The sequence below is a fragment of the Streptosporangium sp. NPDC004631 genome (genome assembly GCF_053601935.1).
The window spans coordinates 204116-229199 of sequence record NZ_JBSGCR010000003.1; the positions used below are offsets into that span (position 1 = coordinate 204116).

Annotated in this window: 21 protein-coding genes; 4 read left to right on the top strand and 17 right to left on the bottom strand. The window is 70.7% G+C overall.

Going from position 1 to position 25084, the window contains the following annotated elements; translation table 11 throughout:
* Positions 1 to 3: 3 nt before the first annotated feature.
* The gene (locus tag ACWEF2_RS04310; protein WP_453811761.1) at positions 4 to 1053 is read right to left on the bottom strand and encodes a glycosyltransferase; all 1050 of its coding nucleotides are present in this window, start codon (positions 1051 to 1053) and stop codon (positions 4 to 6) included.
* A 196-nt stretch (positions 1054 to 1249) separates the two neighbouring features.
* On the opposite strand from ACWEF2_RS04310, the gene ACWEF2_RS04315 reads away from it, so the two are divergent.
* Positions 1250 to 2260: an LCP family protein gene (locus tag ACWEF2_RS04315; RefSeq protein ID WP_453811763.1), complete on the top strand. Its 1011-nt coding sequence runs from the start codon at positions 1250 to 1252 to the stop codon at positions 2258 to 2260.
* Positions 2261 to 2273: 13 nt separating this feature from the next.
* Here ACWEF2_RS04315 and ACWEF2_RS04320 read toward each other — a convergent pair whose 3' ends face one another.
* The 7 genes from ACWEF2_RS04320 to rpmE form a co-directional block, all read right to left on the bottom strand.
* Positions 2274 to 3734: a sugar transferase gene (locus ACWEF2_RS04320; RefSeq protein ID WP_453811765.1), complete on the bottom strand. Its 1461-nt coding sequence runs from the start codon at positions 3732 to 3734 to the stop codon at positions 2274 to 2276.
* Between the two features lie 85 nt (positions 3735 to 3819).
* On the bottom strand, positions 3820 to 5292 hold the full coding sequence (locus tag ACWEF2_RS04325) for a hypothetical protein (protein WP_453811767.1): 1473 nt from the start codon (positions 5290 to 5292) through the stop codon (positions 3820 to 3822).
* Positions 5293 to 5398: 106 nt separating this feature from the next.
* Positions 5399 to 6616, bottom strand: coding sequence for a carboxylate--amine ligase (locus ACWEF2_RS04330; RefSeq protein ID WP_453811769.1), 1218 nt, complete (start codon positions 6614 to 6616; stop codon positions 5399 to 5401).
* 2 nt (positions 6617 to 6618) lie between these two features.
* The gene (locus ACWEF2_RS04335; protein ID WP_453811771.1) at positions 6619 to 7284 is read right to left on the bottom strand and encodes an L-threonylcarbamoyladenylate synthase; all 666 of its coding nucleotides are present in this window, start codon (positions 7282 to 7284) and stop codon (positions 6619 to 6621) included.
* Positions 7285 to 7306: 22 nt separating this feature from the next.
* A complete protein-coding gene (prmC, locus tag ACWEF2_RS04340) occupies positions 7307 to 8161 on the bottom strand; it encodes a peptide chain release factor N(5)-glutamine methyltransferase (RefSeq protein ID WP_453811773.1) in 855 nt (284 codons plus the stop codon).
* 9 nt (positions 8162 to 8170) lie between these two features.
* Positions 8171 to 9223, bottom strand: coding sequence for a peptide chain release factor 1 (gene prfA, locus ACWEF2_RS04345; RefSeq protein WP_453811775.1), 1053 nt, complete (start codon positions 9221 to 9223; stop codon positions 8171 to 8173).
* A gap of 115 nt (positions 9224 to 9338) precedes the next feature.
* On the bottom strand, positions 9339 to 9557 hold the full coding sequence (gene rpmE / locus ACWEF2_RS04350) for a 50S ribosomal protein L31 (protein WP_355597412.1): 219 nt from the start codon (positions 9555 to 9557) through the stop codon (positions 9339 to 9341).
* Between the two features lie 299 nt (positions 9558 to 9856).
* On the opposite strand from rpmE, the gene ACWEF2_RS04355 reads away from it, so the two are divergent.
* Positions 9857 to 10993 (top strand): hypothetical protein, encoded by a 1137-nt coding sequence (locus ACWEF2_RS04355; protein ID WP_453811777.1) that lies wholly within the window; start codon positions 9857 to 9859, stop codon positions 10991 to 10993.
* A gap of 275 nt (positions 10994 to 11268) precedes the next feature.
* Here the strand turns inward: ACWEF2_RS04355 and ACWEF2_RS04360 are convergent, their stop codons facing one another.
* From ACWEF2_RS04360 to thrC, 5 genes are all read right to left on the bottom strand, one after another.
* Entirely contained in the window at positions 11269 to 11913 is a 645-nt protein-coding gene (locus tag ACWEF2_RS04360) for a response regulator transcription factor (protein WP_453811779.1), read from the bottom strand.
* A 12-nt stretch (positions 11914 to 11925) separates the two neighbouring features.
* Complete coding sequence (locus ACWEF2_RS04365; RefSeq protein ID WP_453811780.1) at positions 11926 to 13245, bottom strand: sensor histidine kinase; 1320 nt, start codon at positions 13243 to 13245, stop codon at positions 11926 to 11928.
* Between the two features lie 357 nt (positions 13246 to 13602).
* Positions 13603 to 15663, bottom strand: coding sequence for a transcription termination factor Rho (gene rho / locus ACWEF2_RS04370; RefSeq protein WP_453811782.1), 2061 nt, complete (start codon positions 15661 to 15663; stop codon positions 13603 to 13605).
* Between the two features lie 465 nt (positions 15664 to 16128).
* Positions 16129 to 17202 carry a homoserine kinase gene (locus tag ACWEF2_RS04375; RefSeq protein WP_453811784.1) on the bottom strand — a complete coding sequence of 358 codons (1074 nt, stop codon included), beginning with the start codon at positions 17200 to 17202 and terminating at the stop codon, positions 16129 to 16131.
* A gap of 344 nt (positions 17203 to 17546) precedes the next feature.
* The gene (thrC, locus tag ACWEF2_RS04380) at positions 17547 to 18605 is read right to left on the bottom strand and encodes a threonine synthase (RefSeq protein ID WP_453811786.1); all 1059 of its coding nucleotides are present in this window, start codon (positions 18603 to 18605) and stop codon (positions 17547 to 17549) included.
* Positions 18606 to 18830: 225 nt separating this feature from the next.
* Between thrC and ACWEF2_RS04385 the strand changes: the two genes are divergently transcribed.
* On the top strand, positions 18831 to 20366 hold the full coding sequence (locus ACWEF2_RS04385; protein WP_453811788.1) for a glycosyltransferase: 1536 nt from the start codon (positions 18831 to 18833) through the stop codon (positions 20364 to 20366).
* A 345-nt stretch (positions 20367 to 20711) separates the two neighbouring features.
* Here the strand turns inward: ACWEF2_RS04385 and ACWEF2_RS04390 are convergent, their stop codons facing one another.
* Positions 20712 to 20948: a DUF397 domain-containing protein gene (locus tag ACWEF2_RS04390; RefSeq protein WP_453811790.1), complete on the bottom strand. Its 237-nt coding sequence runs from the start codon at positions 20946 to 20948 to the stop codon at positions 20712 to 20714.
* 28 nt (positions 20949 to 20976) lie between these two features.
* Entirely contained in the window at positions 20977 to 21759 is a 783-nt protein-coding gene (locus ACWEF2_RS04395; protein WP_453811792.1) for a helix-turn-helix domain-containing protein, read from the bottom strand.
* A 34-nt stretch (positions 21760 to 21793) separates the two neighbouring features.
* Here ACWEF2_RS04395 and ACWEF2_RS04400 point away from each other — a divergent pair, with 34 nt between their 5' ends.
* Entirely contained in the window at positions 21794 to 22021 is a 228-nt protein-coding gene (locus tag ACWEF2_RS04400; RefSeq protein WP_453811794.1) for a hypothetical protein, read from the top strand.
* A 183-nt stretch (positions 22022 to 22204) separates the two neighbouring features.
* Here ACWEF2_RS04400 and ACWEF2_RS04405 read toward each other — a convergent pair whose 3' ends face one another.
* Together ACWEF2_RS04405 and ACWEF2_RS04410 are read right to left on the bottom strand one after the other, a co-directional pair.
* On the bottom strand, positions 22205 to 23920 hold the full coding sequence (locus ACWEF2_RS04405) for a glycosyltransferase (RefSeq protein ID WP_453811796.1): 1716 nt from the start codon (positions 23918 to 23920) through the stop codon (positions 22205 to 22207).
* Complete coding sequence (locus ACWEF2_RS04410) at positions 23917 to 25047, bottom strand: glycosyltransferase family 2 protein (protein WP_453811797.1); 1131 nt, start codon at positions 25045 to 25047, stop codon at positions 23917 to 23919. Before ACWEF2_RS04410 ends, ACWEF2_RS04405 begins: the two co-directional genes overlap by 4 nt.
* Positions 25048 to 25084: the final 37 nt, after the last annotated feature.

Consider the following 25084-nt stretch of genomic DNA (forward strand, 5'->3'; position numbering starts at 1 on the left):
TCCTCATGACGTCCCCAGGGCGAGCGCGTAGGCGTGGGCGAGCCCGGCGGCCTGGTGCCGGGGGGTGTGCCCGGCCAGCGCGTCGGCCAGGCGCCGCCCCGCGCCGTGGCGGAGCAGGTCGTCCTGGAGCGCCTGTACGGCCAGCGCGCACTCGGCGGGTGTCGCCACCAGGCCGGGCACGCCCAGGCTGCGCAGCGCGGGGATGTCCCGCGCCACCACGGGCAGCCCGGCCCCCACCGCCTCCAGCACGGAGACCGGGGCGCCCTCCCAGCTCGCGGTGTGCACGTAGACGTCGGCGGTGCCGAGCAGGGCCAGCACCTCCTGGCGGGCGAGCCAGCCCGTCACGACGACCCCGGCGTCCTCCAGGGTCCGGCGCAGGGCCGGGTCTCCGTCGCCGGCCCAGATCCACCTGGTGGACGGATCGGCCGCGCGGGCGGCCTCGGCGAGGAAGGCGGGGTCCTTCTGCGCGCAGATGCGGCCGACCGAGATCGCCGTGAGTCCGGAACGTTCCCGGCCGTCCGCCGCGGGGATCCCGGGGGCGACGGCCGGGACCTGGGAGACGACGTCCGGGATCTCGGGGACGACGTTGGGGACGTAGACCACCCGCTGGCCGCCGCGGAGCCGGACCGCGAGATCGGCCTCCCTCGGGCTCACCGCGGCCACGACGCCGGTGCGCCGGGCGAGCAGCGCCTCGGCCAGGCGGAAGCCGTACCGGACGGGACGGCTGATGTCGGTCCGCTCGAACGCGTAGCAGTGCGGGGTGTAGACGATGCGCCGGCTCGGGATCGACGGGCAGGAGCGGACGTAGAGGCCCGCGTAGGAGGAGTGGGCGTGCACGATGTCGGGGCGGGTCTCCCGGTAGGCGGCGGCCACGTCGCGGATCCGGGCCATGTGCCCGTCGGCGAAGACTCTCCGGCCGCTGAGCAGGCTTTCGGCGTCCAGCAGCGGATCGGCCGCGTCGTGCGCCATCAGCAGCCAGTGGTCGTGGCCGGGTGTGGCCTTGATGTAGGCGTGCACGGCGCTGGCGACCCCGCTGCCCCAGCACTCGGTCACGTGGAGCACCCTCGTCGGCCGTCCGGGGCGGGCGCCGCCGGGTGCGGGTCGTTTCACGGCGTCAAGCCCCACCATGACCTCCGTGACACGTGCAAGTGCGAGAGCCGGCAGTGTCAATCAGTGCCAGCGCGACATAAGGTATCGCAGGTTGCATAGCAACTTTTTTGGTATGTCTGACTCGATAGGGGCATTCCCCATGCATCGCGCCCTCCGCCTCCTGCTGATCACCGGAACCGCCGGGGTGTTGATGGGCGCCTGCACGGCTGGAACGCTCTACGCCTTCCAGAGCAGTCTCGACGGCGACATCGTCCGCATCCCCGACGCCCTGCCCACCCTGGAGGCCGATCGGCCCCCGCCCGAGGCGGGGGTGGGAGAGAACTGGCTGCTGGTGGGGACCGACACCCGCTCCACGGGGACGACCACCGGCAAGGACGCGGCGGCCCGGCTCTGGCGGCCCGGTCAGCAGCGCACCGACACGATCATGCTGGTCCACCTCTCCGAGAGCCGGAACCGGGTCTGCGTGATCTCGATCCCCAGGGACTCGTGGGTCTCCGTCCCCGGCAGGGGCAAGGCCAAGATCAACGCCGCCTTCTCCTGGGGCGGCCCGGCCCTGCTGATCAAAACGGTGGAGAAGCTCACCGGCGTCCGGATCGACCACTACGCGGCGATCGACTTCCAGGGGTTCTCCGCGGCCACCGACGCGATCGGCGGGGTCGACGTCGAGGTGGCGCAGACCGTGCGGGACCCGCTCAGCGGCGTCACCTGGCAGGCCGGCCGCCAGCACCTCGACGGCGAGAAGGCCCTGCAGTTCGTCCGGCAGCGGGTCAACCTCCCCGGCGGGGACCTCGACCGGATCAAGCGCCAGCAGGCGCTGCTCAACTCCATCGCCGACAAGGTGCTCAGCGCCGAGACCCTCGCCAACCCGGTGAAGGTCAACGACCTGCTGCGCTCCCTGACCAAGACGATCAGCGTCGACTCCGGGGTCACCCCCGGGATCCTCAGATCGCGGGTGTTCGAACTGGCCGGTCTCGACACGCTCGACTACGTCACCATGTCGGTGAAGGGCACCGGCATGCAGGGTCCGCAGAGCGTGGTCTATCTGGACATGCCGAGGGTCCGGGACCTCAGCCGGGCGATCCAGGACGACCGCGTCGACGACTACGTCAGGGAGAACGACGGCGGCAACGCGGTCGACCAGGTCCGCTGAGGACCAGCCCGGATCAGTAGGCTCCCCTGGCCCGCGCAACCGCCCCCCAAGTCTTCCAGAGCAGTTGCAGGTCCAGGGCGAGGGACCAGTTCTCGACGTAGCGGAGGTCCATCCGCATCCGCTCCTCCCAGGAGAGGTCGGAACGGCCGCTGACCTGCCACAGGCCCGTCATCCCCGGGCGGACGACCAGCCTCCGGTGGATGTCGGCGCCGTACATGGCGAACTCCTCGGGCACCAGCGGGCGTGGTCCGACGAGCGACATCTCACCGCGGAGCACGTTGACGAGCTGCGGGAGCTCGTCGAGGGAGGAGCGGCGTAGGAACGTTCCCACCCTGGTGATACGCGGGTCCTCCCGCTGCTTGACCGGCGCCCCCTCGGAGCCGGCACCGGCGGCCGGCCGATCCGCGCCGTTCACCATGGTCCGGAACTTCAGGACCTGGAACTCCCTGCCGCCCAGACCCACCCGGGTGTGCCGGAACAGCGCCGGCCCCTCGCTCGTGGCCCGGACCGCGACGAAGATCACCAGCATCGGGATCGCGAGGACGGCCAGGACCACCGCGGCCATGACCCGGTCGAAGACGTTCTTCACCACCTGGTTGATCCCTCCGAAGGAGGGGTGGTCGACGTGCAGCAACGTCATCCCGGCGACCGGGCGGACGCTGATGCGCGGCCCGGCGACGTCCATCAGCGAGGGGGCGACGAACAGGTCGGTGTCGGTGATCTCCAGGCTCCAGGCCAGCCTGCGCAGCGCGGCGCCGTCCAGCTCGGGACAGGCCAGTACGGCCACGGCGTCGGCCGACGTCCTGGCCACCACGTCGGCGACATCGGTGAGGTCGCCGAGGATCGGCACCCCGTCGACGTCGGGGAGCTGCCCGGCCGCCGCCCCTCCGGGCAGGCAGGCCGCGACCACGCGCATGCCGTACCGGGGCTGGGAACGCAGCTCCATCACCAGGTCGAGCACCGACGCCCGGTGCCCGACGGCCACGACGCCGTGGGCGGCCTCCCCGCTCGGGTCCTTACGCCGCAGCCAGCCGCGCAGACAGCGGCGGAAGGTGAGGGTGAGCAGGATGGCCAGGGGCAGCATGGCCATGACGATGCTTCTAGCGATCATGAGTTTGGTGACGTAGGCGCCGATCGCGACGACCGCGGCCAGGCCGAGGCCGCCGTTGAACACCAGCCGGACCTCCTCCAGACCACCGGCCTGGACCCGTCCCCGGTAGGCGCCCACGAAGGACATCGCGACCGGCCAGGCGAGCACCAGGCCCGCCGAGAACACCATCTCGAACCAGGGGACGTAGCCGCCCCACCACCACCTCGCTCCGAGCACCACCTGGTAGGCCAGCAGGGCACAACCGAGGTCACCGGCGACGAGCACGCGCGTGATCGACCGTCTCCGCCCGCGCCGGGGAGCGGGGGGTAAGGGGAGCAACGCGGACAGGTGGGCCGTGTTGCGCTCAGTCGACGTCGTACTCATACGATCTCACCTTCTTGCCGGACAAGCACAAGAAGGACGCATAATCTCCACCTCAGGTTTACTTGACCACCAAAAACACCAAAAGTCACACTATATGTGACGTTTCCCTCCTAGCATATGGGGCACCCCGCCGCCCACGACCCCCACCCCGTCCCCAGAGGAGAGCCACGGCCAGCAGCGCCAGTGGAACGGCCGGCAGGGCGTAGCGCCGATCGAACACCGAGGTCGCCGCCGGTATCAGCAGCAGGGTCACCGCGAGGATCCACGGAAAGGCGACCTCACCCCGCCCTCCTGCGACCGCGCCGGCCGCGCCGACCACGAGCAGCACGCCCAGCAGCAGGCCGGTCGCGTTCCCCTCGGCCTCCAGCAGGCCCGCCGCCCTCGGCGCCGGCGGCGTCGGCGCCGCGTGCCCGAGGGCCGTGGCGACCAGGAGATCCCCCCGCTCATAGGCCAGGACGTCCCGCACCGGATCGCCCCCCGGCACATAGGTCGCGTTGGCCCCCGAGCCGTATCCCAGCTCTTCGGCGAGCGGCGGCATCCGGAGCCAGGGTCCGGCGACGAAGGCGCCGGTGTCCCTGACGACCGTCCCGGCGAAGTCGAGGGGCTGCTCACGGATCGCCCGCCAGGCGAAACTCGACGCCAGGCGGTTGACCTCGGCGCTGAAGACGTCACCGCCCATGTCCTGCAGGGGGGTGCCCGGATACCAGATGTAGGTGTCCGACTTGGGGCGGGCGCCGGGTGGTGTCTCCGTGCAGAGGGGCCGCTCGGCGGCCGGAGGGTCCATCTCCGCGCAGTCCGCGAAGGCCATCACCCTCCCGTAGAGGAAGATCCCGTTGCTCCGGGTGAGCGCGACCGTGCCGTGCCACGCCTGGAACCACAGCCCGTAACCGGCCAGGGGGACGGCCGCCGCGGCCGCGAAGGCGGCGACCGGGCGCCACCCCGCCCGCCGCGCGACCAGGAACCCCGCGGTCAGCAGGACCAGCGGCAGCCCGGTCGCGCGGACCAGGGTGGCGATCGCCAGGAGCAGTCCCGTGACCGCGGCGGCCCGGACGGGAGGCCGGCGCCACCAGAGCGTCACCACGACGGCGCCGACGATCAGCGGGATGAAGAGCGCCTCGCTCATGACGGCGCTCTCCATCTTGAGCTGCCACGCGCCGAAGAGCTCCGGAAGGACCGCCGACGTGGCCGCCCAGCCGGGGAGCGAGGTGCGCCGCCTGAGGAGCGCGTAGACGCCGGCGATCGCGGCGAGGGCCAGCAGGTGCTGTACCGCGACCACCAGCGTGAAACTGTGGAACGGCTTGAGCGACCAGAGGAACAGCGGGTAGCCGCTGGGCCGCACCACGTGCGGCTGGGGCCGCAGGGCCAGGGCGATGTAGGCGTAGCTGTCGTTCTTGGCCAGCACGGGGAGCTGGGTCACCGTGATGACGGCGCGGACCGCCGTCCCGGCCGTGAGCGCCGCGGCGAAGAAGGCGTGCCGCCGGATCAGTCCGCGGACGGCCCCCCGGACCTGGCCGGCCGCCTCCCGCGTCCCGGGCGGAGCACCCGACCGCAGACCCATTCCACTCTCGCCTCTCAACGTACAAACACGTAGAAGAGACGAATGATAGGTCAATCAGGTTTACTTAGGGATCAAAAGTCACATAAAGGACAATCATTCCCACTGTTCACCCGCGCTGAGACCTCCCGCCGAAGATCCGGGTGACCACGCGCCGCATCATCGGGCGGGCGCTGCGGACGGCGGTGACCAGTCCGGGCAGGGGGTCGTCGGCGGCGAGCCAGGCGAACTCCCGCTTTCCCCCCTCCGGGATCCGGTACTCCCGCACCGCCTCGCGCCGGTAGGCGATCCGGGCCGGGACGTCCAGGTTCTCCACGATGATCCTCCGCCCCTCGACCTGCCTCCCCGGCGGGACCGCCTGCCCGGTGAGCGTGAGGTAGTGGGCCCGGACCACGTCGATCCCGGCCTCGGTCTCAAAAAGCCGGAACTGGGCCCCCACCCGGGGGTTGAAGTCGAGCAGCTTGTATCTGCCGTCACGGTGGTCCAGCCGCCAGTCCAGGTCGGCGATGCCGGAGTAGCCGCTCTCCTTGCAGAGCCGGGCGGTCAGGGCGGCCAGCTCCGGATTGTCCACCGAGTAGGCGTACGTCGTCACCCCGACGTGCGGCGGCCACGAGCGCACCTTCACCCCGGTGAAGGCGGCCACGACGTCCCCCTGCCCGTCGCAGCAGACGTGGGCGATCCAGTCCGTCGACTCCGGCCGAGGGAGATACTCCTGGACCAGCGCGTACGGCGCGGCGGGCCACCCCGCGGCCAGCTCGCGCAGCTCCTCCGGCGTGCCCACCACGGTGGAGCGGTTGACCGCCGGCGCGGCCAGCCGGACCCACGGCTCGGAGTTCTTGACCACGACGGGGAAGACGAACTCACGGACGATCTCGTCGATCTGGTCGTGCGAGGTGACCAGCCGCGACTCCGGCGCCGGTATGTCGTAGCGCCGGCAGAGCCGGAACATCTCGTGCTTGCTGGCCAGCAGCCGCGGCAGGTCAGACGGGACCGGCGGCAGGATCAGATGTTCCGACAGGGCGTCGGCGTGCTCGGCGAGCAGGATCGCCGCCTCGTCGTCCGTCGCCACCGCCACCGCCCGCCCGGGGAGCGACGAGGCGATCTCCCGCAGCCCCCGCACGAGCTGCTCGGCCGGTTCGGCCCCGGTGGTCGGCCAGACGGTCCGGCCGGACCGGTGCCGGGAGAGCGCGGCGGAGGTGAGGCGCCCCTCGGCGATGACGTGGACGGGAACCCCGAGCCGTCCCAGTGTCCGCACGGCGCCGACGGCGCCGTGATGAAGCGGATAGTGCCCGACCTTGATGAGGAGGGCGGGAACGCTCGGGTCCATGATCACTCTTCGGACTCGGATCCACCGTCGGTGGCGATGTAACCCACCACACCGCGCAGCCTGCCCACCGAGACGGCGCCCTGGCGCAGCAGCCGGGGCACGGCGGTGGTCAGGTCGAGGATCGTGGACGGGACGTTGTCGGCGCACGGGCCGCCGTCGAGATAGACCGCCACCGAGTCGCCCAGCTGCTCCTCGGCCTCGGCGGCCGTGGTGGCCGCGGGGGCGCCGGAGCGGTTGGCGCTGGACACGGCCAGCGGGCCGGTCTCCTTGAGCAGTTCGAGGGCGACCGCGTGCAGCGGCATCCGGAGGGCGACGGTGCCCTTGGCGTCCCCCAGGTCCCACGACAGCGACCGGTTGGCGCGGCAGATCAGTGTGAGCGGGCCGGGCCAGAAGGCGTCGACGAGGTCCTGGCCGTACGGGCCGAGGTTCTCCACCAGGGCGGTGGCGGCCCGTACGGTGCCGACCAGCACGGGCACGGGCATGTCGCGACCGCGCCCCTTGGCCTCCAGCAGCGCCGTGACGGCGGCCGGCGTGAACGCGTCCACACCCACGCCGTAGACGGTGTCGGTCGGGAGCACCACGAGCTCGCCCCTCGGCACGGCCGTCGCGGCGTCAGCGATACCGGCGGCTCGCTGTTCGGCGTCTGCGCAGTCATAACGTCGGCTCACGGCATGCCATCCTATTCCTGACCTATTCTTGACCGAAACGGGCGGTGACGAAGCGATCCCTGCGGGTGAGGTCCTGACGGCTGCGGACGTCGCGCCAGCCGTTCTCCTCGGGGAAGATCAGATAGACCGGGGTTCCCTGCTCGTCGGCGTGCTCCACGGCCACGAACCCTCCGGGACGGAGCAGCCGCCTGGCGGTCCGCTCCACGGCCCTGACCTCGTCGAGGCCGTCGCTGCCCGAGCCGTACAGCGCGCGGCGCGGATCGTACTCGCGCACCTCGGGGTCGCGGGGCACGGCGCCGGGCGGGATGTAGGGCGGGTTGGAGACGACGAGGTCCACCTGCCCGTCGAGCTCGTGCAGGGCGTCGGCCAGATCCTCCGGATGCAGGTGGACCCGGTCCTGCCCGTGCTCCAGGATGTTGCGCTTGGCCCAGCGGTAGGCGTCGGGGTCGACCTCCACGGCGTGCACGGTGGCCAGCGCGACCTCCTGGGCGATGGAGAGCGCGATGGCGCCGGAGCCGGTGCCGAGATCCACGACCACCGGCGAGGCGACGTCCATCTCCCGCAACCGCTCGATGGCCCACCCCGCCACGACCTCGGTCTCCGGGCGCGGGATGAACACGCCCGGACCGACCTCCAGGGACAGGTAGCGGAAGTACGCGCGGCCGGTGATGTGCTGGAGCGGCTCACGGGCCTCGCGCCGGGCGATGCCCTCCCAGAACAGCGCGTCGAATTCCGCGTCCGCGACGGTGTGCAGCTCACTGCGGCGCACCCCATGGACAAAAGCGGCGATCTCCTCGGCGTCCGTGCGCGGCGACGGCACACCTGCCTCGGCGAGCCGGGCGGTGGCGAGGGCGATCTCGTCCAGCAGAAAGGTCATGGGCGCGTTCTATGAGTGGTCCGCGAGCTTCTCCGCCATCTCGGCGTCGAGGAGGGCCTGGATGACGGCCGTGAGGTCGCCGTCCAGAACCTGGTCAAGGTTGTACGCCTTGAAGCCGACCCGGTGGTCGGAGATGCGGTTCTCGGGGAAGTTGTAGGTGCGGATGCGCTCGGAGCGGTCCACGGTCCGGATCTGGGACTTGCGCTCGGCCATGGCCGCGGCGTTGGCCTCCTCCTCGGCGATGGCCTGGAGGCGGGCGCGGAGGATCCGCATGGCCGACTCCTTGTTCTGCAGCTGGCTCTTCTCGTTCTGACAGGAGGCCACCACACCGGTCGGAACGTGCGTGATCCGCACGGCCGAGTCGGTGGTGTTGACGCTCTGGCCTCCGGGGCCGCTGGACCGGTAGACGTCGATGCGGAGGTCGTTGGGGTCGATCTGCACGTCGACCTCCTCGGCCTCCGGGTAGACCAGGACACCGGCCGCGCTGGTGTGGATGCGCCCCTGCGACTCGGTCACCGGCACACGCTGCACCCGGTGCACGCCGCCCTCGAACTTCAGCCTCGACCAGACGCCGTCGTCGCCCCTGGCCTTCATCGCGACCGTGACATCCTTGTAGCCGCCCAGGTCGGAGGGGGTGGCGTCGATCATCTCGGTCTTCCAGCCGACCCGCTCGGCATACCGGAGATACATTCTCAGCAGGTCACCGGCGAACAGCGCCGACTCCTCACCGCCCTCGCCCGCCTTGATCTCCATGATGATGTCCTTGTCATCGTTGGGATCACGCGGGATCAGCAGATGCCTGAGCCTGTGCTCCAGCTCGGGGACGCGGGCCTCCAGCTCCTTGGCCTCCTGGGCGAACGACTCGTCCTCCGGCGCCAGCTCCCGGGCGGTGCCCAGGTCGCTCTGGACGCCCTCAAGCTCCCGATAGGTGTTGACGATCGGGGTCAGCTCGGCGTAGCGCCTGCCGAACGTACGCGCCTGGCCCTGGTTGGCGTGCACGGCGGGATCGGCGAGCTTGAGTTCCAGCTCGGCATACTCACTGAGCAGCTCGTCGAGATTCACCGTGCGTCCTCCCTTGAAGTCCGTGCGAAACCTGCCTAATCACCAGGAACGCCGACCCAGGCGCACCCCTTCGGAGAAGCGGAGGGGTGGTTCCGAGCCGGCGTCCGGATGTGAGCTACTGACCCGCGGGCTTCTTGCCGAAGCGCTTCTCGAAGCGCGCCACCCGGCCACCGGTGTCCAGGATCTTCTGCTTGCCCGTGTAGAACGGGTGGCAGGCCGAGCACACGTCGGCGTGAATCGTGCCGTTCTTGGCGGTGCTACGGGTGGTGAAGGTGTTACCGCAGGTGCAGGTCACCGCGGTGGTGACGTACTCCGGGTGAATGTCGGGCTTCATGTCCTCTAGTTCCTCTCCAAGGCGCGGTCGCCGGGTCGCCACTGTCTCTCGCCGGTGAGGCTTGCGCGCTGTGCACACCGTGGGTGCGCGCGGGCGGGAGCCGGAACCGCTGCGGTTCGGCTACCAGTGTGCCAGATGCTCCAACCACCCCAGGCCACGGACCATTCCCCGAACTGATGACCTGCATGTGTAGACGAGTCACACCAGCCCCACTAGGCTCCGGTGCCCAAACCGTAATATTTACCGTTATCTTTACCCGAGTAAGGGGACCAATGATGAGGAACGGAACGCGGTTGCTCATGGCAGCCGCAACGGGGGCCGCCGTCTTCGCCAGCGGTACGGCCTCAGCCTTCGCCACCCAGTCCACCCCCTTCACAGCCACCGCAGCGGCCTGTGACGCCGTCACCACCGACATCTCCGACGTCAAGGTGGGCGACACCTTCGTGCCACTGAAGGCTGACAACACCGTCGGCTTCGAGGCCACTCTCAAGAAGCCCTTCAAGGACAAGGACGCGAACGGCGTCTGGCCCGTGGAGGGAAACACCAAGCAGGTCGCCCGCTCGGTGACCAAGGTGACCGCCGAGATCACTCGCGCCGACGGAACCGTCATCGCGGCCACCGAGCTCGCCCTGCCGAAGCAGCCCGAGACGACGGACGCCGAACACAGGGTCGCCGATGTTCCGCAGACCGCCTCCCTCAAGGGCGACTTCACCATCACCGCCAAGGACAAGGACGGAAAATGGCAACTCCGTCTGAAGATCAGCCGGGTGGGCGCCGACAGCGCGACCTGTAAGGACGTCGACGTCGACCCGCAGGTCAAGTATCTCGGCGCCTCGGTGACCGACCCGGTTGTGATCACCCGCAACGAGGACACCAAGGTGGTCGTCAAGGCCGGCATCATCGGCGCCTCCTCCGTCTCCGCCCGCCTCTTCAGCAACGACGCCACCGACTCCGTCGACCTGCAGCTGGAGAAGGGCAACTCCGCCAACTCCTGGTACAGCACCACCTGGTTCGACAGGGACTTCTCCACCGGCTACTGGACGCTGGAGCTGACCGCGGGACGCGGCAAGGAGAGCGCCAAGTACGAGAAGGCCGACACCTTCACCGTCAGGGCCGGTAAGTCCACGTCCAGGAAGCGCGCGTCGAAGGTCTCGTTCGACGTAACCGCGAACAAGATCAAAAAGGGTAAGTCGATCCGCCTGTTCGGCACCGCCTACCGGGGCGGCTCGGCCTACTCCGGCAAGATGGTCGAGCTCTACTGCAAGAAGAGGGGCGCCTCCGGCTGGAAGTTCGTCTCCTTCGCGAAGGCGAACGGCAGCGGCAGGTTCGGCAAGGTGGTCAGGCCGAAGTTCGACGCCTACTGGCGTGCCGTGCTCCCGGGCACCGGTAAGACCTACGGTTCCAAGTCCGGCGTCGAGTTCGTGGACGTCCGCTGAACGACCTGACATAGGCGGCGTCGCGCCCGTCGCACAGCCGGAGTCCGGCCACCGGGGCAACCGGTAACCGGACAACCTGGAGAACGCGACAGCGCGTCACGCCCCCGCGCACGGCCCCACGCTGTACGACTCGCGTCCCCAACCCCGGGCGCAAGCCGTACAGACGACGGAGCGCGGAACGTCAGCGGAACGCGAGGTCGGGAACGCCCGGTGCCATCGGCCCCGGGCGTTCTCCTCTCCTCAGACGTTCGCCAGCTCCTCCCGGTCGCGCCCGCTCACCGCCCCAGATAGGTCAGTACGGCCAGCACCCGGCGGTGGTCGTCGGGGGCGGGTCCGAGGCCGAGCTTGGCGAAGATGCTGGAGATGTGCTTCTCGATCGCGCCCTCGGTGACGACCATGCGGGCGGCTATCGCCGTGTTGGAGCGGCCTTCGGCCATCAGGGCGAGGACCTCGCGCTCCCTGGCCGTCAGGGAGCCCAGCGGATCGTCCCGCCGATAGCGGTTGAGCAGCTGGCCTATCACCTCCGGGTCGATGACCGTCCCTCCGGAGGCGACCCGGCGCACGGCGTCGAGAAACTCCGACACGTCGGCGACGCGTTCCTTGAGCAGGTAGCCGACCGCCGTCGCACCCCCGCCGAGCAGTTCGGTGGCGTAGCGCTCCTCGACATACTGCGACAGCACCAGGATCGGCAGCCCCGGCCGGAGCGACCTGGCCTCCAGCGCCGCGCGCAGCCCCTCGTCGGTGTGGGACGGCGGCATCCGCACGTCCACGACGGCCAGGTCCGGATCGTGCTCGGCCACCGAGGCCACCAGCCCGGGACCGTCTCCGGTCACCGCGACGGTCTCGATCCCGCCGTCGGCCAGAAGCCTGACCAGTCCCTCGCGCAACAGCACCGAGTCTTCCGCGATCACCACCCGCATACGGTCAAGTGTTCACCACTCGCAGGGCAGTTCGGCGCGGATCAGGGTGGGGCCGCCGGGCGGGCTGTCCACGCTCAGTACGCCGTCGATGGTGGCGGCCCGGTCCGCCAGGCCCGCCAGGCCGCCTCCGGCACCCGGCACCGCGGCCCCGACGCCGTTGTCGTAGATCTCCACGACCACCCGCCGCCCCTCACGGCTGACCCGGACGGACGCCTCCGTGGCCTCGGAGTGCTTGGCCACGTTGGTCAGGGACTCGGCCACGATGAAGTAGGCGATGCTCTCCACCGCGGCCGGAGGACGGTGGGAGACCTCCACCGACAGGTTCACCCGCACGGGCGCCCGGGAGGCGAGCGAGGAGAGCGCCGCGTCCAGCCCCCGGTCGGTGAGGATCGCCGGGTGGATGCCCCGCGCGAGGTCGCGCAGTTCGGCGATGGCGGCCTTGGTGCCGGCGTGGGCCTGGGCTATGAGCTCCCTGGCGCCCTGGGGGTCGCTCTCCATCCGCACCTGGGCCCGGCCCAGGTCCATGGCGACGGAGAGCAGCCGCTGCTGCGCGCCGTCGTGCAGGTCGCGTTCGATCCTGCGCCGCTCGGCCTCGGCCGCGTCGACCCCGCGCGCCCGGCTGGCCCGCAGGTGAGCCGCCCTGGCGGCCAGCAGGTCCCTCTTACCCGGGCTCAGCAGCCCGACGGCGAGCAGCGCGTGCAGCCACGCCATTCCCCTGGTCGCGTACAGCGCGACGGAGAGGACCCCCAGCCCGGCCGGGACGCAGAGCAGCGCCCCGGGGACGGTGTCGATCAGCAGTCCGTCGACGATCGAGATCGGCCCCCAGCCGAACAGCACGAGCAGCGGCATGAGGATCAGGCCGAGCGCGAGGCACCACAGGACGGCCGAGACGACGAACTCCCCGATCCCGACCGGCAGCAACAGCAGCAGGTACAGCAGGTCCTTCCAGGTCGCCGGATCGACGAACATGTCCTTCCAGCGCAGGAGCGGGTTGCCGCCCGAAGACGGCCGGTATGGGTCGGGGATCACCGTGCCGAAGGCCAGCCGGAGCAGCCGCCGTTCGGCCATCGCCGCGCCGCGCCAGGCGAGCATGGTCAGCGCGAGCAGCGGCAGCCCGATCCAGAGGGCGACCAGGGTCAGCGCGAGCGGGAGCGCGAACACCGGCACGGTGAAGCAGACGATGCCGTAGAACATGCTGAACAGCAGGTACGGCACGGCACGCCAGGTCATCGGATCGACGAGCATCCCCAGCGGCCCGTTCGGTCCCAGCGGCACGCGGAGGCGCAGCGGCGTCCGCGTCGCGGACGCGCCCACCCCCGTCTCAGCCGTCACCCGCTCCCCGCCTCCACACACCGTGATCGCGGTCATGCCCGGGGCCCCGCCCCGTTCAAGTGTGCCGGAACGCCGGGCGCGGCGGAATGGGGCGGGCAGGCGTCCTGAGGGTGTGGATATCCCGAAGGCCGGGGCCCCGCGGGACCCCGGAGCCGGCGTCCGGAGGCGATATCCGGGGATGGGTCCCAGGGGCGGCCGGCTCCCGGTGTCTCACCGCGTCGGGTACCGGCCGGAGCAGGCGTCCGGAAACGGGCGGCCGGAGATGAACGCCCAGGGATGAACATCAGGAGATGAGGTTCAGAGACGGCGAACGCCCCGGCCGTGAGGGCCGGGGCGTGAGCCGTACCACGAAAACCGTCAGTCGCGCTCGGAGCTGACCGTGGTCTTCTGAACCTGGAGGAGGAACTCCGCGTTGGACTTGGTCTCCCTCATCTTCTCCAGGAGCAGCTCCAGAGCCTGCTGCATGTCCAGGGCGTGCAGCACCCGCCGCAGCTTCCAGGTGATCTGCAGCTCGTCCTTCGACATGAGGATCTCTTCCTTGCGGGTGCCGGACGCGTCGACGTCCACCGCGGGGAAGATCCGCTTGTCCGCGAGCTGGCGGTTGAGCTTGAGCTCCAGGTTTCCGGTGCCCTTGAACTCCTCGAAGATGACCTCGTCCATCTTGGAGCCGGTCTCGACCAGCGCCGTGGCGAGGATCGTCAGCGAGCCGCCGTTCTCGATGTTGCGGGCGGCGCCGAAGAAGCGCTTCGGCGGGTAGAGCGCCGTGGAGTCGACACCACCGGACAGGATACGGCCGGAGGCCGGGGCCGCCAGGTTGTAGGCCCGGCCCAGGCGGGTGATGGAGTCGAGCAGCACGACGACGTCGTGACCCAGCTCCACCAGACGCTTGGCACGCTCGATGGCGAGCTCGGCGACCGTGGTGTGGTCCTCGGCGGGGCGGTCGAAGGTCGAGTGGATGACCTCGCCCTTCACCGACCGCTGCATGTCGGTGACCTCTTCCGGACGCTCGTCGACCAGGACGACCATCAGGTGGCACTCGGGGTTGTTCCGGGTGATCGCGTTGGCGATCGACTGGAGCACCATCGTCTTGCCGGCCTTGGGCGGCGAGACGATGAGGCCACGCTGCCCCTTGCCGATCGGCGCGACCAGGTCGATGATCCGGGTGGTCAGGATGTTCGGCTCGGTCTCCAGACGGAGCCGCTCCTGCGGATACAGCGGGACGAGCTTGTTGAAGTCGGGCCGCTGACGCGCCTGCTCCGGATCCATGCCGTTGACCGTGTCGAGGCGGACGAGCGCGTTGAACTTCTCGCGGCGCTCGCCGTCGCGGGGCTGACGGACGGCGCCGGTGACGACATCGCCCTTACGCAGGCCGTTGCGGCGGATCTGGGCCAGTGAGACGTAGACGTCGTTGGAGCCCGGAAGATAACCGCTGGTCCGCACGAACGCGTAGTTGTCGAGGATGTCCAGGATGCCGGCGATCGGAATCAGGACGTCGTCGTCGCCGACCACGGGCTCGTTGCTGTCGAAACGGTCCCGGCCGCGCCGATTCCGCTCCCGGAACCGCCCGCGCCGGCCGCGACGGTCGTCGTCGTCGCCCACACCGTGCTGGTCGCCACGGCTCTGCGGACCACGGTCGCCGCCACGGTCACCGGTGCGGTCACCGCGGTCACCGGTGCGGTCACCGCGATCGCCGCCGCGGTCACGGTCGTTGCGCTCACCGCCGCGGTCGTTACGCTCACCGCGGTCGTTCACCCGCTCGCCGCGGTCGCTCCGGTCACGGTCGTTGCTCCGCTCGCCGCGGCTCTGGCCCGCGTCGGCGGCGCGCTGGTCGGTACGGCTGTCGCCGCGCTCGCCCCGCTCACGCCGGTCGTTGACGCGCTCGCCGCGCTCGCCCCGGTCGCCGTTGCGGCCACGGCGTTCGCCACGCTCACGGCGGCTCTCGCCACGCTCGGGACGCCCCTCGGTCTGGCCCGCCTCGGCCTGCTGCTCCACGACGGGAGCGGCGGCGGCGACGGGTTCGGCCACGGGAGCGGGAGCGGCCTGCTCGGCCACGGGCTCCACGGCGGCGACCGAGCGGGAACGTTCCCTCCGGCTACGGGCCGGGCGCTCGGCGACCGGCTCGGCCTGAGGGGTCGGCGCCGGGGCTGCCGGGGTTTCCTTGGCAGCGACGGGAGCCGGGGCGCTCTCGGCGGTTACGCCCTGCTTCTCCTGGATGGCTGCGATGAGTTGGCTCTTGCGCATCCGCCCGGTCCCGCTGATGCCAAGACCAGACGCCATGGCCTGCAGCTCGGGCAGCACCATCGCGGACAGGCCGGTGCCGGAGCGACGGCGCGGCTTGGCCGCGGGGCGGGTGGGGGTGTCGCCGGCCTCCGGCGATGCGCCGGTGGCGTCGGAGAGGAGTTCGGTGGTGTCGCTCACTAATGGGTCCTTCCCAGGGGTCGGGCGTGGCCATGATCAGCCAATCGTCCCGGTGGTGCGATCGACCCGGTGGGACAGACCGGGTCGGGTTGCACGTTGCGATCCTCGACGGTCCTTACGGACCGCCGCCACTGTCGGAGAAGGGCGTATCCATGCCGTCACCATCGAGATTCGCCGACGGTGGGGCTTGGAGGACACCCCCCGGATTGCTACCGGCAACCAGATGTCGAAGTAGATCGAACGCGCATGTCCCCTCAAACGCCGTCTCTCGTTGCCCCAACCGAATGTGGAGCATTCGGAGGCGACGGATTCGGGGAGGCCACTGCGGCGCTCATGCCCCACGGGATCGGGCATGGTACAGCGATGCGTGGCTGACAAGCACGCACCCAACAAGGGGGCACCTGGTGCGGCTACCAGCCTAACATCACCAGCGCACACAGCTATTCCCTGAAGGTCGAAGAGGTATCAGCGTGTCCCGGGAGGGACAACACAGGCACCGCGGGTTTCGACATCCAGTGGCTGGATGAGCCAATCAGTACCCACTTCCGGTGCGATCAAATCCTGCGTATCCCCTGTGGAAAACGCAAGAATGGTGGGACCCGCTCCCGAGACAACCGTAGGGACGCCGATCCCGCGCAGACGTTGTACCAGATCCGCGGTCTGCGGCATCGCAGGCGCGCGGTAATCCTGATGCAACCGATCTTCGGTGGCGGCCAGCAGCAGCTCCCGCTCGGGCCTGGTGGTCAGTGCCGCCACGAGCAGCGCCGCCCTCCCGGCGTTCGCGGACGCGTCGGCGTGCGGCACGTCCTCGGGGAGCAGTCCCCTGGCGATCTCGGTGGACAACCGGTGCCGGGGAATGATGGCCACGGGCCGAATATCGGCGTGTGGAACCAGTCTCACCATATGCGGTACGTTCGAGTGGTCCGTCCATGTGACGGTCAGCCCGCCCGCGAGGCACGGGGCCACGTTGTCGGGGTGCCCCTCGATCTCGGTGGCCAGGGCGAAGACGTCGTCGTCGGTGAAGGCGGGTACCGTACCGGGGTGGGCGTCGGCGGAGGCGCCCCGGTGGGGGACGGCCTCGTACGGCGTGCCGGCCAGCGCCCGCGCGGCGAGGATGCCCGCGCAGATCGCCGCGGAGGAGGAGCCGAGCCCCCGCGCGTGCGGGATCCGGTTACGGCAGCGCAGCCGGATGCCACGCGGCTGCGGGACCCCCATCCGGTCGAAGGTGGCGCGCATCGTCTTGACAACGAGGTGCCCCTCGCCGTCGCCGAGCTCGCCCGCCCCCTCTCCCTCGACCCCGATGTCGACGCTCCCGGGCCGGGGGCCGTCGCCGGGCTCGGCCGGAGAGTCCTCGGCCTCGCCGTACAGAGACGCCTCGACCTCGTCGTAGAGGCCGAGGGCCAGCCCCAGGCTGTCGAACCCCGGGCCGAGGTTGGCCGACGTCGCCGGGACCCGGACGGTGACCCTGATCGGAGCTCCTGGGCGCGGCCCACCGGCTTCAGCCGTGGAACGAGCCGGCCCCTCGTGACTTTCGGACATTAGATGGATCCAAACTGCGTGCTGTGTGGGTGGCTATGACCCCGCGCGGACGGTGATGTCCTTCTCCGGCGCGGGTTCCAGATCGTGTGGTGTCCGGGGTAATCGTGTGACGCCCGGGGCAGCGGCGGCGCGTGCCAGGCGGCCGGGCCGAAGAACGCGTAGGGACCTCATCGGTGAGGTCGTGGGCGGGTGAAGGGCGCGGCCGGCGGAGATGAGGGTCATGCCCGGCCACGTTCACCCACCGCCCGCTCTCGGGCCTCGCGAGGGGGAACGGCGATGGGTCTCGGCCGGGCTCGCCGCCCCCCTGTGGGCCTCACAGGGGGAGGGGCGTCGGGAAGACGGTGTCAGGCGAGTTCCAGGGCGACGGCCGCCGCGTGGGCGTCGATCGGGATCGTCACCGGGGTGGGCGCGCCGGAGATGGCCCAGTCCGGGTCCTTGAGGCCGTTGCCGGTCACCGTGCAGACGATGCGCCCTCCCGGGGCGACAAGTCCCTGGTCGTGGGCCTGGAGCAGGCCGGCCACGCTGGCCGCGGAGGCGAGCTCGACGAACACGCCCTCCTCCTGGGCCAGCAGCTTGTAGGCGGCGGCGATCTGACGGTCGGTGACGGCCTGGATGACGCCGCCGGACTCGTCGCGGGCGGCCTCGGCGAGCTTCCAGGACGCGGGGTTGCCGATCCGGATCGCGGTGGCGATCGTGTGCGGGTGGGTCACCGGCGCGCCGTTGACGATCGGCGCGGCGCCGCTGGCCTGGAAGCCGAACATGCGGGGGGTCCGCGCCGCGACGCCGTCCTCGGCGTACTCGGTGTAGCCCATCCAGTAGGCCGAGATGTTGCCGGCGTTGCCGACCGGGATGCAGTGGATGTCGGGCGCGTCGCCGAGCGCGTCCACGATCTCGAAGGCGGCGGTCTTCTGACCCTGGAGCCGGAACGGGTTCACCGAGTTGACCAGTGCGATCGGGTAGTTCTCCGACAGCTTCCTGGTCATCTCCAGGCAGTCGTCGAAGGAGCCCTCCACCTGGAGCAGCCTGGCCCCGTGGACCAGCGCCTGGGCCAGCTTGCCCATCGCGATCTTGCCCCGGGGCACCAGCACCGCGCAGGTCAGGCCGGCGCGGACGGCGTAGGCGGCGGCGGAGGCGCTGGTGTTGCCGGTGGAGGCGCAGATGACGGCCTTCGCGCCGTCTTCGACGGCCTTGCTGATGGCCATGGTCATGCCACGGTCCTTGAAGCTGCCGGTCGGGTTCGCGCCCTCGACCTTGAGGTAGACCTCGCAGCCGGTCAGCGCCGAGATCCGGTGCGCCGGGACGAGCGGCGTGCCGCCCTCCAGCAGCGTGACGACGGGCGTCGCCGTGGTAACCGGAAGTCGGTCACGGTACTCCTCGATCAGGCCACGCCACGCCCTGGTCATGATTGCTCCTCCCGCGCGTGGCCACCACGCGCGCCCTACCTGCGCTGTTGGGTAACGAGTCTACGGGCAACGCCCCCGGCCCCGGGATCCGTTGTCCACCAAATGGACACCTCAGGCGTCATCCATCCAGGAAGTCCCGCGTCCCCCGCCCAGGAAACCCTAAGGAAATCCGGGTAAAGTCAACGCGGCCCGAGAAGCGGGAACGCAGACGAGGAGCACCACATCATGACGGGCGGAGCGGCGATCGACCGGCCCCCGATCCGGCACAACGACTACTCCTGCCTGAGGCCGCCCCCACTCGGCGAGTGGACCCCGGCGCTCTCGGTCAGCGTGGTCATCCCCGCGCACGGCGGCCAGCGCCGGCTCGACCTGACGCTCGCCGCCCTGGCCGCGCAGACCTACCCCGGTCACCTCATGGAGGTGATCGTGGTCGACGACGGCAGCGACCCGCCTCTGCGCCTGCCGGAGATCGTCCCGCCGGGCACCCGGATCGCTCCCGCGGCCCCCGGAGGCTGGGGCATCGCGCACGCGCTCAACACCGGGACCGCGCTGGCCGAGGGGCACATCATCCAGCGCCTGGACGCGGACATGGTTCTCTGGCGCGAGCACATCGAGGCGCTGGCCCGCTGGCACCACCTGACCGACTATCTCGTCGCCATCGGCGCGAAGATGTTCGTCGAGGACCCGGCGCTCTCCCCCGCCGAGCTACACGACCACGTGCGCGGAGACTCTCTGGAGACCGTCTTCGACCTGTCGAAGGCGCTGGCCAGTTCCACCGAGCAGACGATCATCCGCACCAACGGCCTGCGGACCAGCCGCAACCCCTACCACGTGTGCACGGGGCCGACGGTGTCGATGCGGCGCGAGACCTTCCACGCCGTGGGCGGAGTCGATCCCGAGGTGCTCAGGGGCGAGGACACCGAGCTCGCCTACCGGCTCGCCACGCACGGCGCGGTCTTCGTCCCCGAGCCGGCGGCCAGGGCCGTGCATCTGGGCCTTCCCGCGCAGCGCCGCGACCGGCGGCGGGCGGTCAGCGCGGTCGCCCCCTACTTCGCCCACCGGGTGCCGCTCCGCCGTGACCTGCGCAAGGACCGGGGGCGGCGGTGGCTGGTGCCGTACGTGGAGGTGGTCCTGCGCGTCGGGGAGGGTGAGAGCGGCGGGGAACGGGTGCGCGGGGCGGTCGGCGCCGCCCTCGACGGGTCGATCGACGACGTACGGGTCACTCTGGTCGCCCCCTGGTCACAGCTGCCCGCGGGGCGCCGCCCGGTGCTCGACGACCCGTTCTTCGAACTGCGCCTGCTGCGCGAGTACTTCGCCCACGACGAGCGGGTACGGCTGGCCGACGAGGTCGCCCCCACCCCCGCGCCGACCCCGTTCCGCTACACGGGCCCGATCTCGGTCCCGCTGGGACGCGACTCCCTGGAACGGATGATCTCCGCCATCCAGGACGACCGGTCCGGCCTGCTGGTGATCGACCTCGGCGACGACGGCACGGCGACCCTGGAGCGGACCGAGGCGCTGGGCCGGGCGAGGCTGCTGGGCGCCGACGACGTCGTCACCTCGATCAAGGCCACCCACGGCGTACGGCACGGCGACCGAACCCAGTTCTGGCCGGCCCACCCCACTCCCCCGCCCGCCCCGCCACTCCCCCCCACGGCCACGCCCGCACCCCCCACCTCCATCGGAGAACCCGCCCCGTCATCCCCCGCCAAGCGGAGGTCCTGGCTCGGCCGACTCCGAGCGGCGATCCGCCCCCGATAGGACGCCCCCGGCTGAAGACCGACGGCAGGTTGGACACCGTGTACGGATGGACCGATGGTTTTCTCCGGTCTGACGCTGTGAGCTGAAGCGCTGTCACGGTGAGGATCCCTGCGGGCAGGCTGTGGCCATGGATCCGGGCTTCCGCGGTGAAGTGGCCGACTTCTACCACCGGTATCGGCGCGGTTACCCCCAGGCCGTCATCGATTCAGGGGTCGAATCCGCACGGTGAAGCACCAGCCGAAGCAGGACACCACGCTTCACACGCCCGGGGGAAACTCATCACAGGCACCGGGCACCAAGTCTGCGAAGCCCCGGTCAGGAACCTGGACGTTCCCTGCCCCTGTCTCAGGTCAAGGTGTCGAGGTCGCCACTCTTAATGCCGCCGACGAAAGCACGCCACGCGCCGGGTGTAAAAGTCAGGACCCCTCCGTCAACGTTCTTGGAGTCGCGCACCAGGAACAGGGGATTCTCCGCCTCATGGCCTGAAGTGCCAGAGGCATTGATGACAGCCACTTGCACACAGTCCGCACCGTTAGCACTCAAGCTGCTGGTCCGCCACACGGCTTGCTCAGGAACAGTCATCTCGCAGCTCCCTCCAGCGGATCGATGATCAAAGCTGCTCAGCCACCGTCGCGATGAAAGAGATGGATTCATCGACCCCATACGCAATCGCACGAAGATGATCTAACACACGTGTATAGCAGTGTACGTCCCTTTCGTCCTCTACCCAGAGGTTACTGGTCAGGGTCTCGATGTAGACCACGTCCTCGTCGTAGCGCGCCGGAAAACTGAGAATCGAGAAGGTTCCCGCCATCGCGGGATGAGCTCCGGAGGCGAAAGGGAGAATTTGGATGGTCAGATTGGGAAGCTGGGCCAGATCCACCAGATGATGACACTGAGCGCGCATGTCCTCAGGAGAGCCGACCCTGTTACGCAAGGCCGCTTCGCTCATGATGACCGAGTAGTCGAGAGGTCCGGGCTCTCGCGCGAGAAGCCGCTGGCGGGTCTTGCGTGCTTCCACTCGACGTTCGATCTCTCCCCGAGGCGCAAGATCCATCAAACCGGCGTGAATAACGGAACGAGCGTACTCCTCCGTCTGAAGCAGCCCCGGAATGATCTGAGCCGAGAACCCTCTGATCGACGCGGCTTCGGCCTCCAACGCGATGTACGCGGCGAGTTCTGTGGGGAGGGTGTCGCCGTAGGCGTCCCACCACCCCTTGAACCGCGCGTTCCTCGCCAGGTCAAGGAGGATTTGCCGCTTGTCGCCAGGGACCGCGTAGAGATCGAGAAGTACCTGTAGATCCTTCGGCTGAACTCGTCTGGTAGCTGTTTCATAGCGACTGAGCTTGGAGGGGTTCCAGCCCAGCGACTTGGACGCCTGATCACCGGTCAAGCTGTTCGGCCTGGGGGACCTGTCCTGGGCGGCGGTGTACTTCGATGAGGACGACCCTTCGGACTCACGGGTCTACCAGGGCGGGCCGCGTCGTCTGTGGGACGAGGTCGAGGCCGCTCACCGGTGGTGGGTCGAGCGCGGGCGTCCGGGACATGAGGAGTTCGGGCTCACCGTCACCGCCGGCGGGCAGCAGCGCGTGTGGCTGGGCGATCCCTCCAACGTGGTCTCCCGTACGACGGCCGAGCCCGGACAGAGGTGGTGAACACGTCCATCCGCGAAGCGGAGGCCAACCTGCGACGCCTCGCCCGCCACACCGCCGAACCGATGTCCGGCGTCGGCGGCTTGGCGCCATGGCCCACGCCGCCGGGCTGATCCATTCCGCTGGAACCTTCCCGGCATCAGGAATGCGCCGGAACCGCCCTCGGCACTCGCCCGGGGTTCTCGTCTACCGGCGGCGGGTGATCACCCGTTTGACGGAGGAGAGCAGGCCGTACTGGACGACCTTTCTGGCGGCGGCCAGTTCCTTGCGCAGGCCGCCGACCTCGCGGCGCAACTCGACCGCGCTCTTACGCCAGCGGCCCGCCTCCTCGCGCCACCTGGTCACCTGGCCGCGGAGCCGCTCGACCTCCCCGGTGAGCCGTGCGGCCTCCCCGGCGAGACGGGCCGCCTCGGCCCTGGCCCGGTAGGCGCTGCGGCGGCCGGTGAACGGCCGGGCCTCGGGCAGGAACCCGTAGGTCTCCCCGTCCACCCAGACCGTCCCGAAGGTGTCCTCGACGGCGTCGTCGAGGCGCTCCCCCTCCGCGCGCACGATCGCGGCGCGGGCGAACGCCGCGGTGCGCTCCAGCCTGGCCGCGACGATCGTCGTGCCCGGCCCCTCGGCCAGCAGCACCGACACCAGGCCGTACCCCTCTTCCCCGGCCAGATCAAGCAGGCGCGCGAGACTGTCCTCGTCCGGGACCCACCCCGGGGGCAGCCGGAGCCGGTAGGGCACCCCGGCCCAGGGCTCCGGGCCCCCTCCGTCGTCAGCCGGGTACGGCACGGCGGGCACGGCCGGTGGAGGCGAGGCGAGGGTGAGCCGCACCCGGGGCTCGTGGGCGTAGTGACCTCGGATCAGCACCGCGGCCAGGTCCGGGTTGGCCAGCGGCGCGCGGTCGTCGGCCCGGAGGCGGTCCCACGGGCCGGGGACGGTGACCACGACGTCGGGCACGGTACCGGCGAGCACGGCGTCCACGGTCGCGCGGACCTCCTCGTATCCGGGACCGCTCTCGCCGGGGTCGCACGCGGATTCGACGACCACCTCCAGGTAGGGCACCTTCCACTGCCTGGCCGGGTGGGACCGGAGCCAGCGGTAGGCCGGGATCCGGTCGGCCACGAAGGCGTGGCTGACCCGGTCGATCGGCGCCTTGTCCCGCATCCGCATGGTGGGCCCCAGGTGGAAGGCGCGGGCCAGCGGCTCGGGCACGAAGACCGCGCCCGCCTGGGCGAGCCGGTAGCCCATCTCGGTGTCCTGGCCGAGGACGAGGTCGGTGTCCATCGGACCGGCCTGGGCGAGCAGCGCGGCGTTGACCGAGGTGGCGCCGCCCACGTGCAGGCTGAAGGGGCGAGACGGGTTGCCGGTGAGGCCGCCGGTCCGCTCGATCAGGTCCACCAGCCAGGCGTGCGGCTCGGCGGGTTCGAAGAGGTCGGCCAGGTCGGCGGCGGCGGCCACCGCCTCGGGGGTGGGCTGCGGGGCCGGGGTGAACCGCAGGTAACCGGTCACCGCGAGGTAGGGCGCCGCGTGGTGCCAGCGCATGTGCGCCTCGACCGACCGGCGGTCCAGCACCACGTCGGAGTCCAGCCAGTGGATCACGTCGCCGGTGGCGGCCCGGAGCCCCGCGTTGCGGGCGTGCGCCCGGCCGGGGGTCGCGCAGGCGACCAGCCGGGTGCCGGGCGGCCGGAGGTCGGGCAGGCGCAGCGGCGGTTCGCTGCCGTTGTCCACCACGACGACCTCGGTCAGGTCCGCGGGGTAGGTCTGACCGGCCAGCCCCGCCAGCACCAGGTCGAGTTTGTCCTGACCGCCGTAGGCGGGGACGACCACGCTGACCCGCAGCGACGGCGTCCAGGCGCCGAGTTCGGCGGGGGTGAGGCTCCGATAGTCGTTGCCGGAGATCCGCGGGATCACGGGGCCTCCAGGATCAGGCTCGGCCGGAAGCCGTGCCACTGGTTCGACGCGACGCGCAGGAAGTGCGCGAGGGGGAGCCGCCAGGTGTGCTCGGTGCTCACCGTACGGCGGAGCACGTAGCCGAGCCCGTGGGTGCGGTAGACGCGCGCCCCCGCGGCGTGCGCGGCCTTCAGGAACCCGGCGTCGACCCCGCGCGGCAGCCCGGGAAACCCGCCGAGATCGGTGAACCGGGACCGGTCGACCAGGATGGTGCCCCCGGCCACGTGGTCGGACCAGACCTCGCTGGTGTAGTCGGTACGGCGGATCGTGACGTTCAGCGGCTCCAGGTAGAAGAACTCGGCCGCGACGCCCACGATGTCGGCGCCGGCGTAGGACCTGGCGAGGAGAAGGTCGGCCAGGTGCTCGGGGCCGTACCAGTCGTCGTCGTCCCACTTGGCGACGTACGCGCCGCCCGCCTTGGACGCGGCCAGGTTGAGCACGTCCCCGAAGGGGGTGACCGCGTCGGCCTCGACCACGGTGATCGGCAGGTCGCTCTCCCCCACGGCCCGCCGTACCTCCGGGTGGTCCGCGGCGACGCCGTGCAGGCCCAGCAGGACCTCCACCTCCACCCGCCGCTGCCGGGCGATCTGGGCGAGCGCCGAGCCCAGCAGGTGCGGTCGCATGCTGGACATCACCACGCTCACCGTGGGCGTGGCCGCCCGGGCCCTCCCGGTCACCGCCCTGAGGCCGTGGCGGCGCAGCCGTACACTGTGCTCCTCCCGGCGCAGACCGACCACCGACCGCAGCCCGCCGTCCCCCTCCTCGGGTGTCCAGGCCGCGAGCAGGCGGGCCAGTCCGGGTTCCACCCAGTCCGGGGAGGGGGCCGCGTGCAGCGGCACCCCGGCCGCGGCGAGGGCGGTGACCAGGTGGGCGGGGACCTCGCGGGAGGGCCACCGGACGGTCAGGGCACGTAGCGGTCTGAGCCGGGCGACCTCGGCGGCGTCCGGCCGGTCACCGAGCGGTTCACGGGCCGCCAGCCACTCCTGACCTGTCCAGGCAAGATCGGCGGTTCTCTCCGGCGCCGATCGGAGGAAACCCTCGGGAGTCGCGAGAGGGGCCGGGGAGACGGAAGTCGGCTGCGCAGGCACCAGGGAAGAATATCGAGGCCACGGCCCCCCTTCCGAT

Bases quoted from the DNA above. Each gene is read 5' to 3' on its own strand.
- ACWEF2_RS04355 (WP_453811777.1), top strand. From the start codon at position 9,857: ATGGCAGCCGCAACGGGGGCCGCCGTCTTCGCCAGCGGTACGGCCTCA.
- ACWEF2_RS04325 (WP_453811767.1), bottom strand. From the start codon at position 5,292: ATGGGTCTGCGGTCGGGTGCTCCGCCCGGGACGCGGGAGGCGGCCGGC.
- ACWEF2_RS04375 (WP_453811784.1), bottom strand. From the start codon at position 17,202: ATGTCCGAAAGTCACGAGGGGCCGGCTCGTTCCACGGCTGAAGCCGGT.
- ACWEF2_RS04390 (WP_453811790.1), bottom strand. From the start codon at position 20,948: ATGACTGTTCCTGAGCAAGCCGTGTGGCGGACCAGCAGCTTGAGTGCT.
- thrC (WP_453811786.1), bottom strand. From the start codon at position 18,605: ATGACCAGGGCGTGGCGTGGCCTGATCGAGGAGTACCGTGACCGACTT.
- prmC (WP_453811773.1), bottom strand. From the start codon at position 8,161: ATGACCTTTCTGCTGGACGAGATCGCCCTCGCCACCGCCCGGCTCGCC.
- ACWEF2_RS04315 (WP_453811763.1), top strand. From the start codon at position 1,250: ATGCATCGCGCCCTCCGCCTCCTGCTGATCACCGGAACCGCCGGGGTG.
- ACWEF2_RS04320 (WP_453811765.1), bottom strand. From the start codon at position 3,734: ATGAGTACGACGTCGACTGAGCGCAACACGGCCCACCTGTCCGCGTTG.
- rpmE (WP_355597412.1), bottom strand. From the start codon at position 9,557: ATGAAGCCCGACATTCACCCGGAGTACGTCACCACCGCGGTGACCTGC.
- ACWEF2_RS04330 (WP_453811769.1), bottom strand. From the start codon at position 6,616: ATGGACCCGAGCGTTCCCGCCCTCCTCATCAAGGTCGGGCACTATCCG.
- ACWEF2_RS04360 (WP_453811779.1), bottom strand. From the start codon at position 11,913: ATGCGGGTGGTGATCGCGGAAGACTCGGTGCTGTTGCGCGAGGGACTG.
- ACWEF2_RS04385 (WP_453811788.1), top strand. From the start codon at position 18,831: ATGACGGGCGGAGCGGCGATCGACCGGCCCCCGATCCGGCACAACGAC.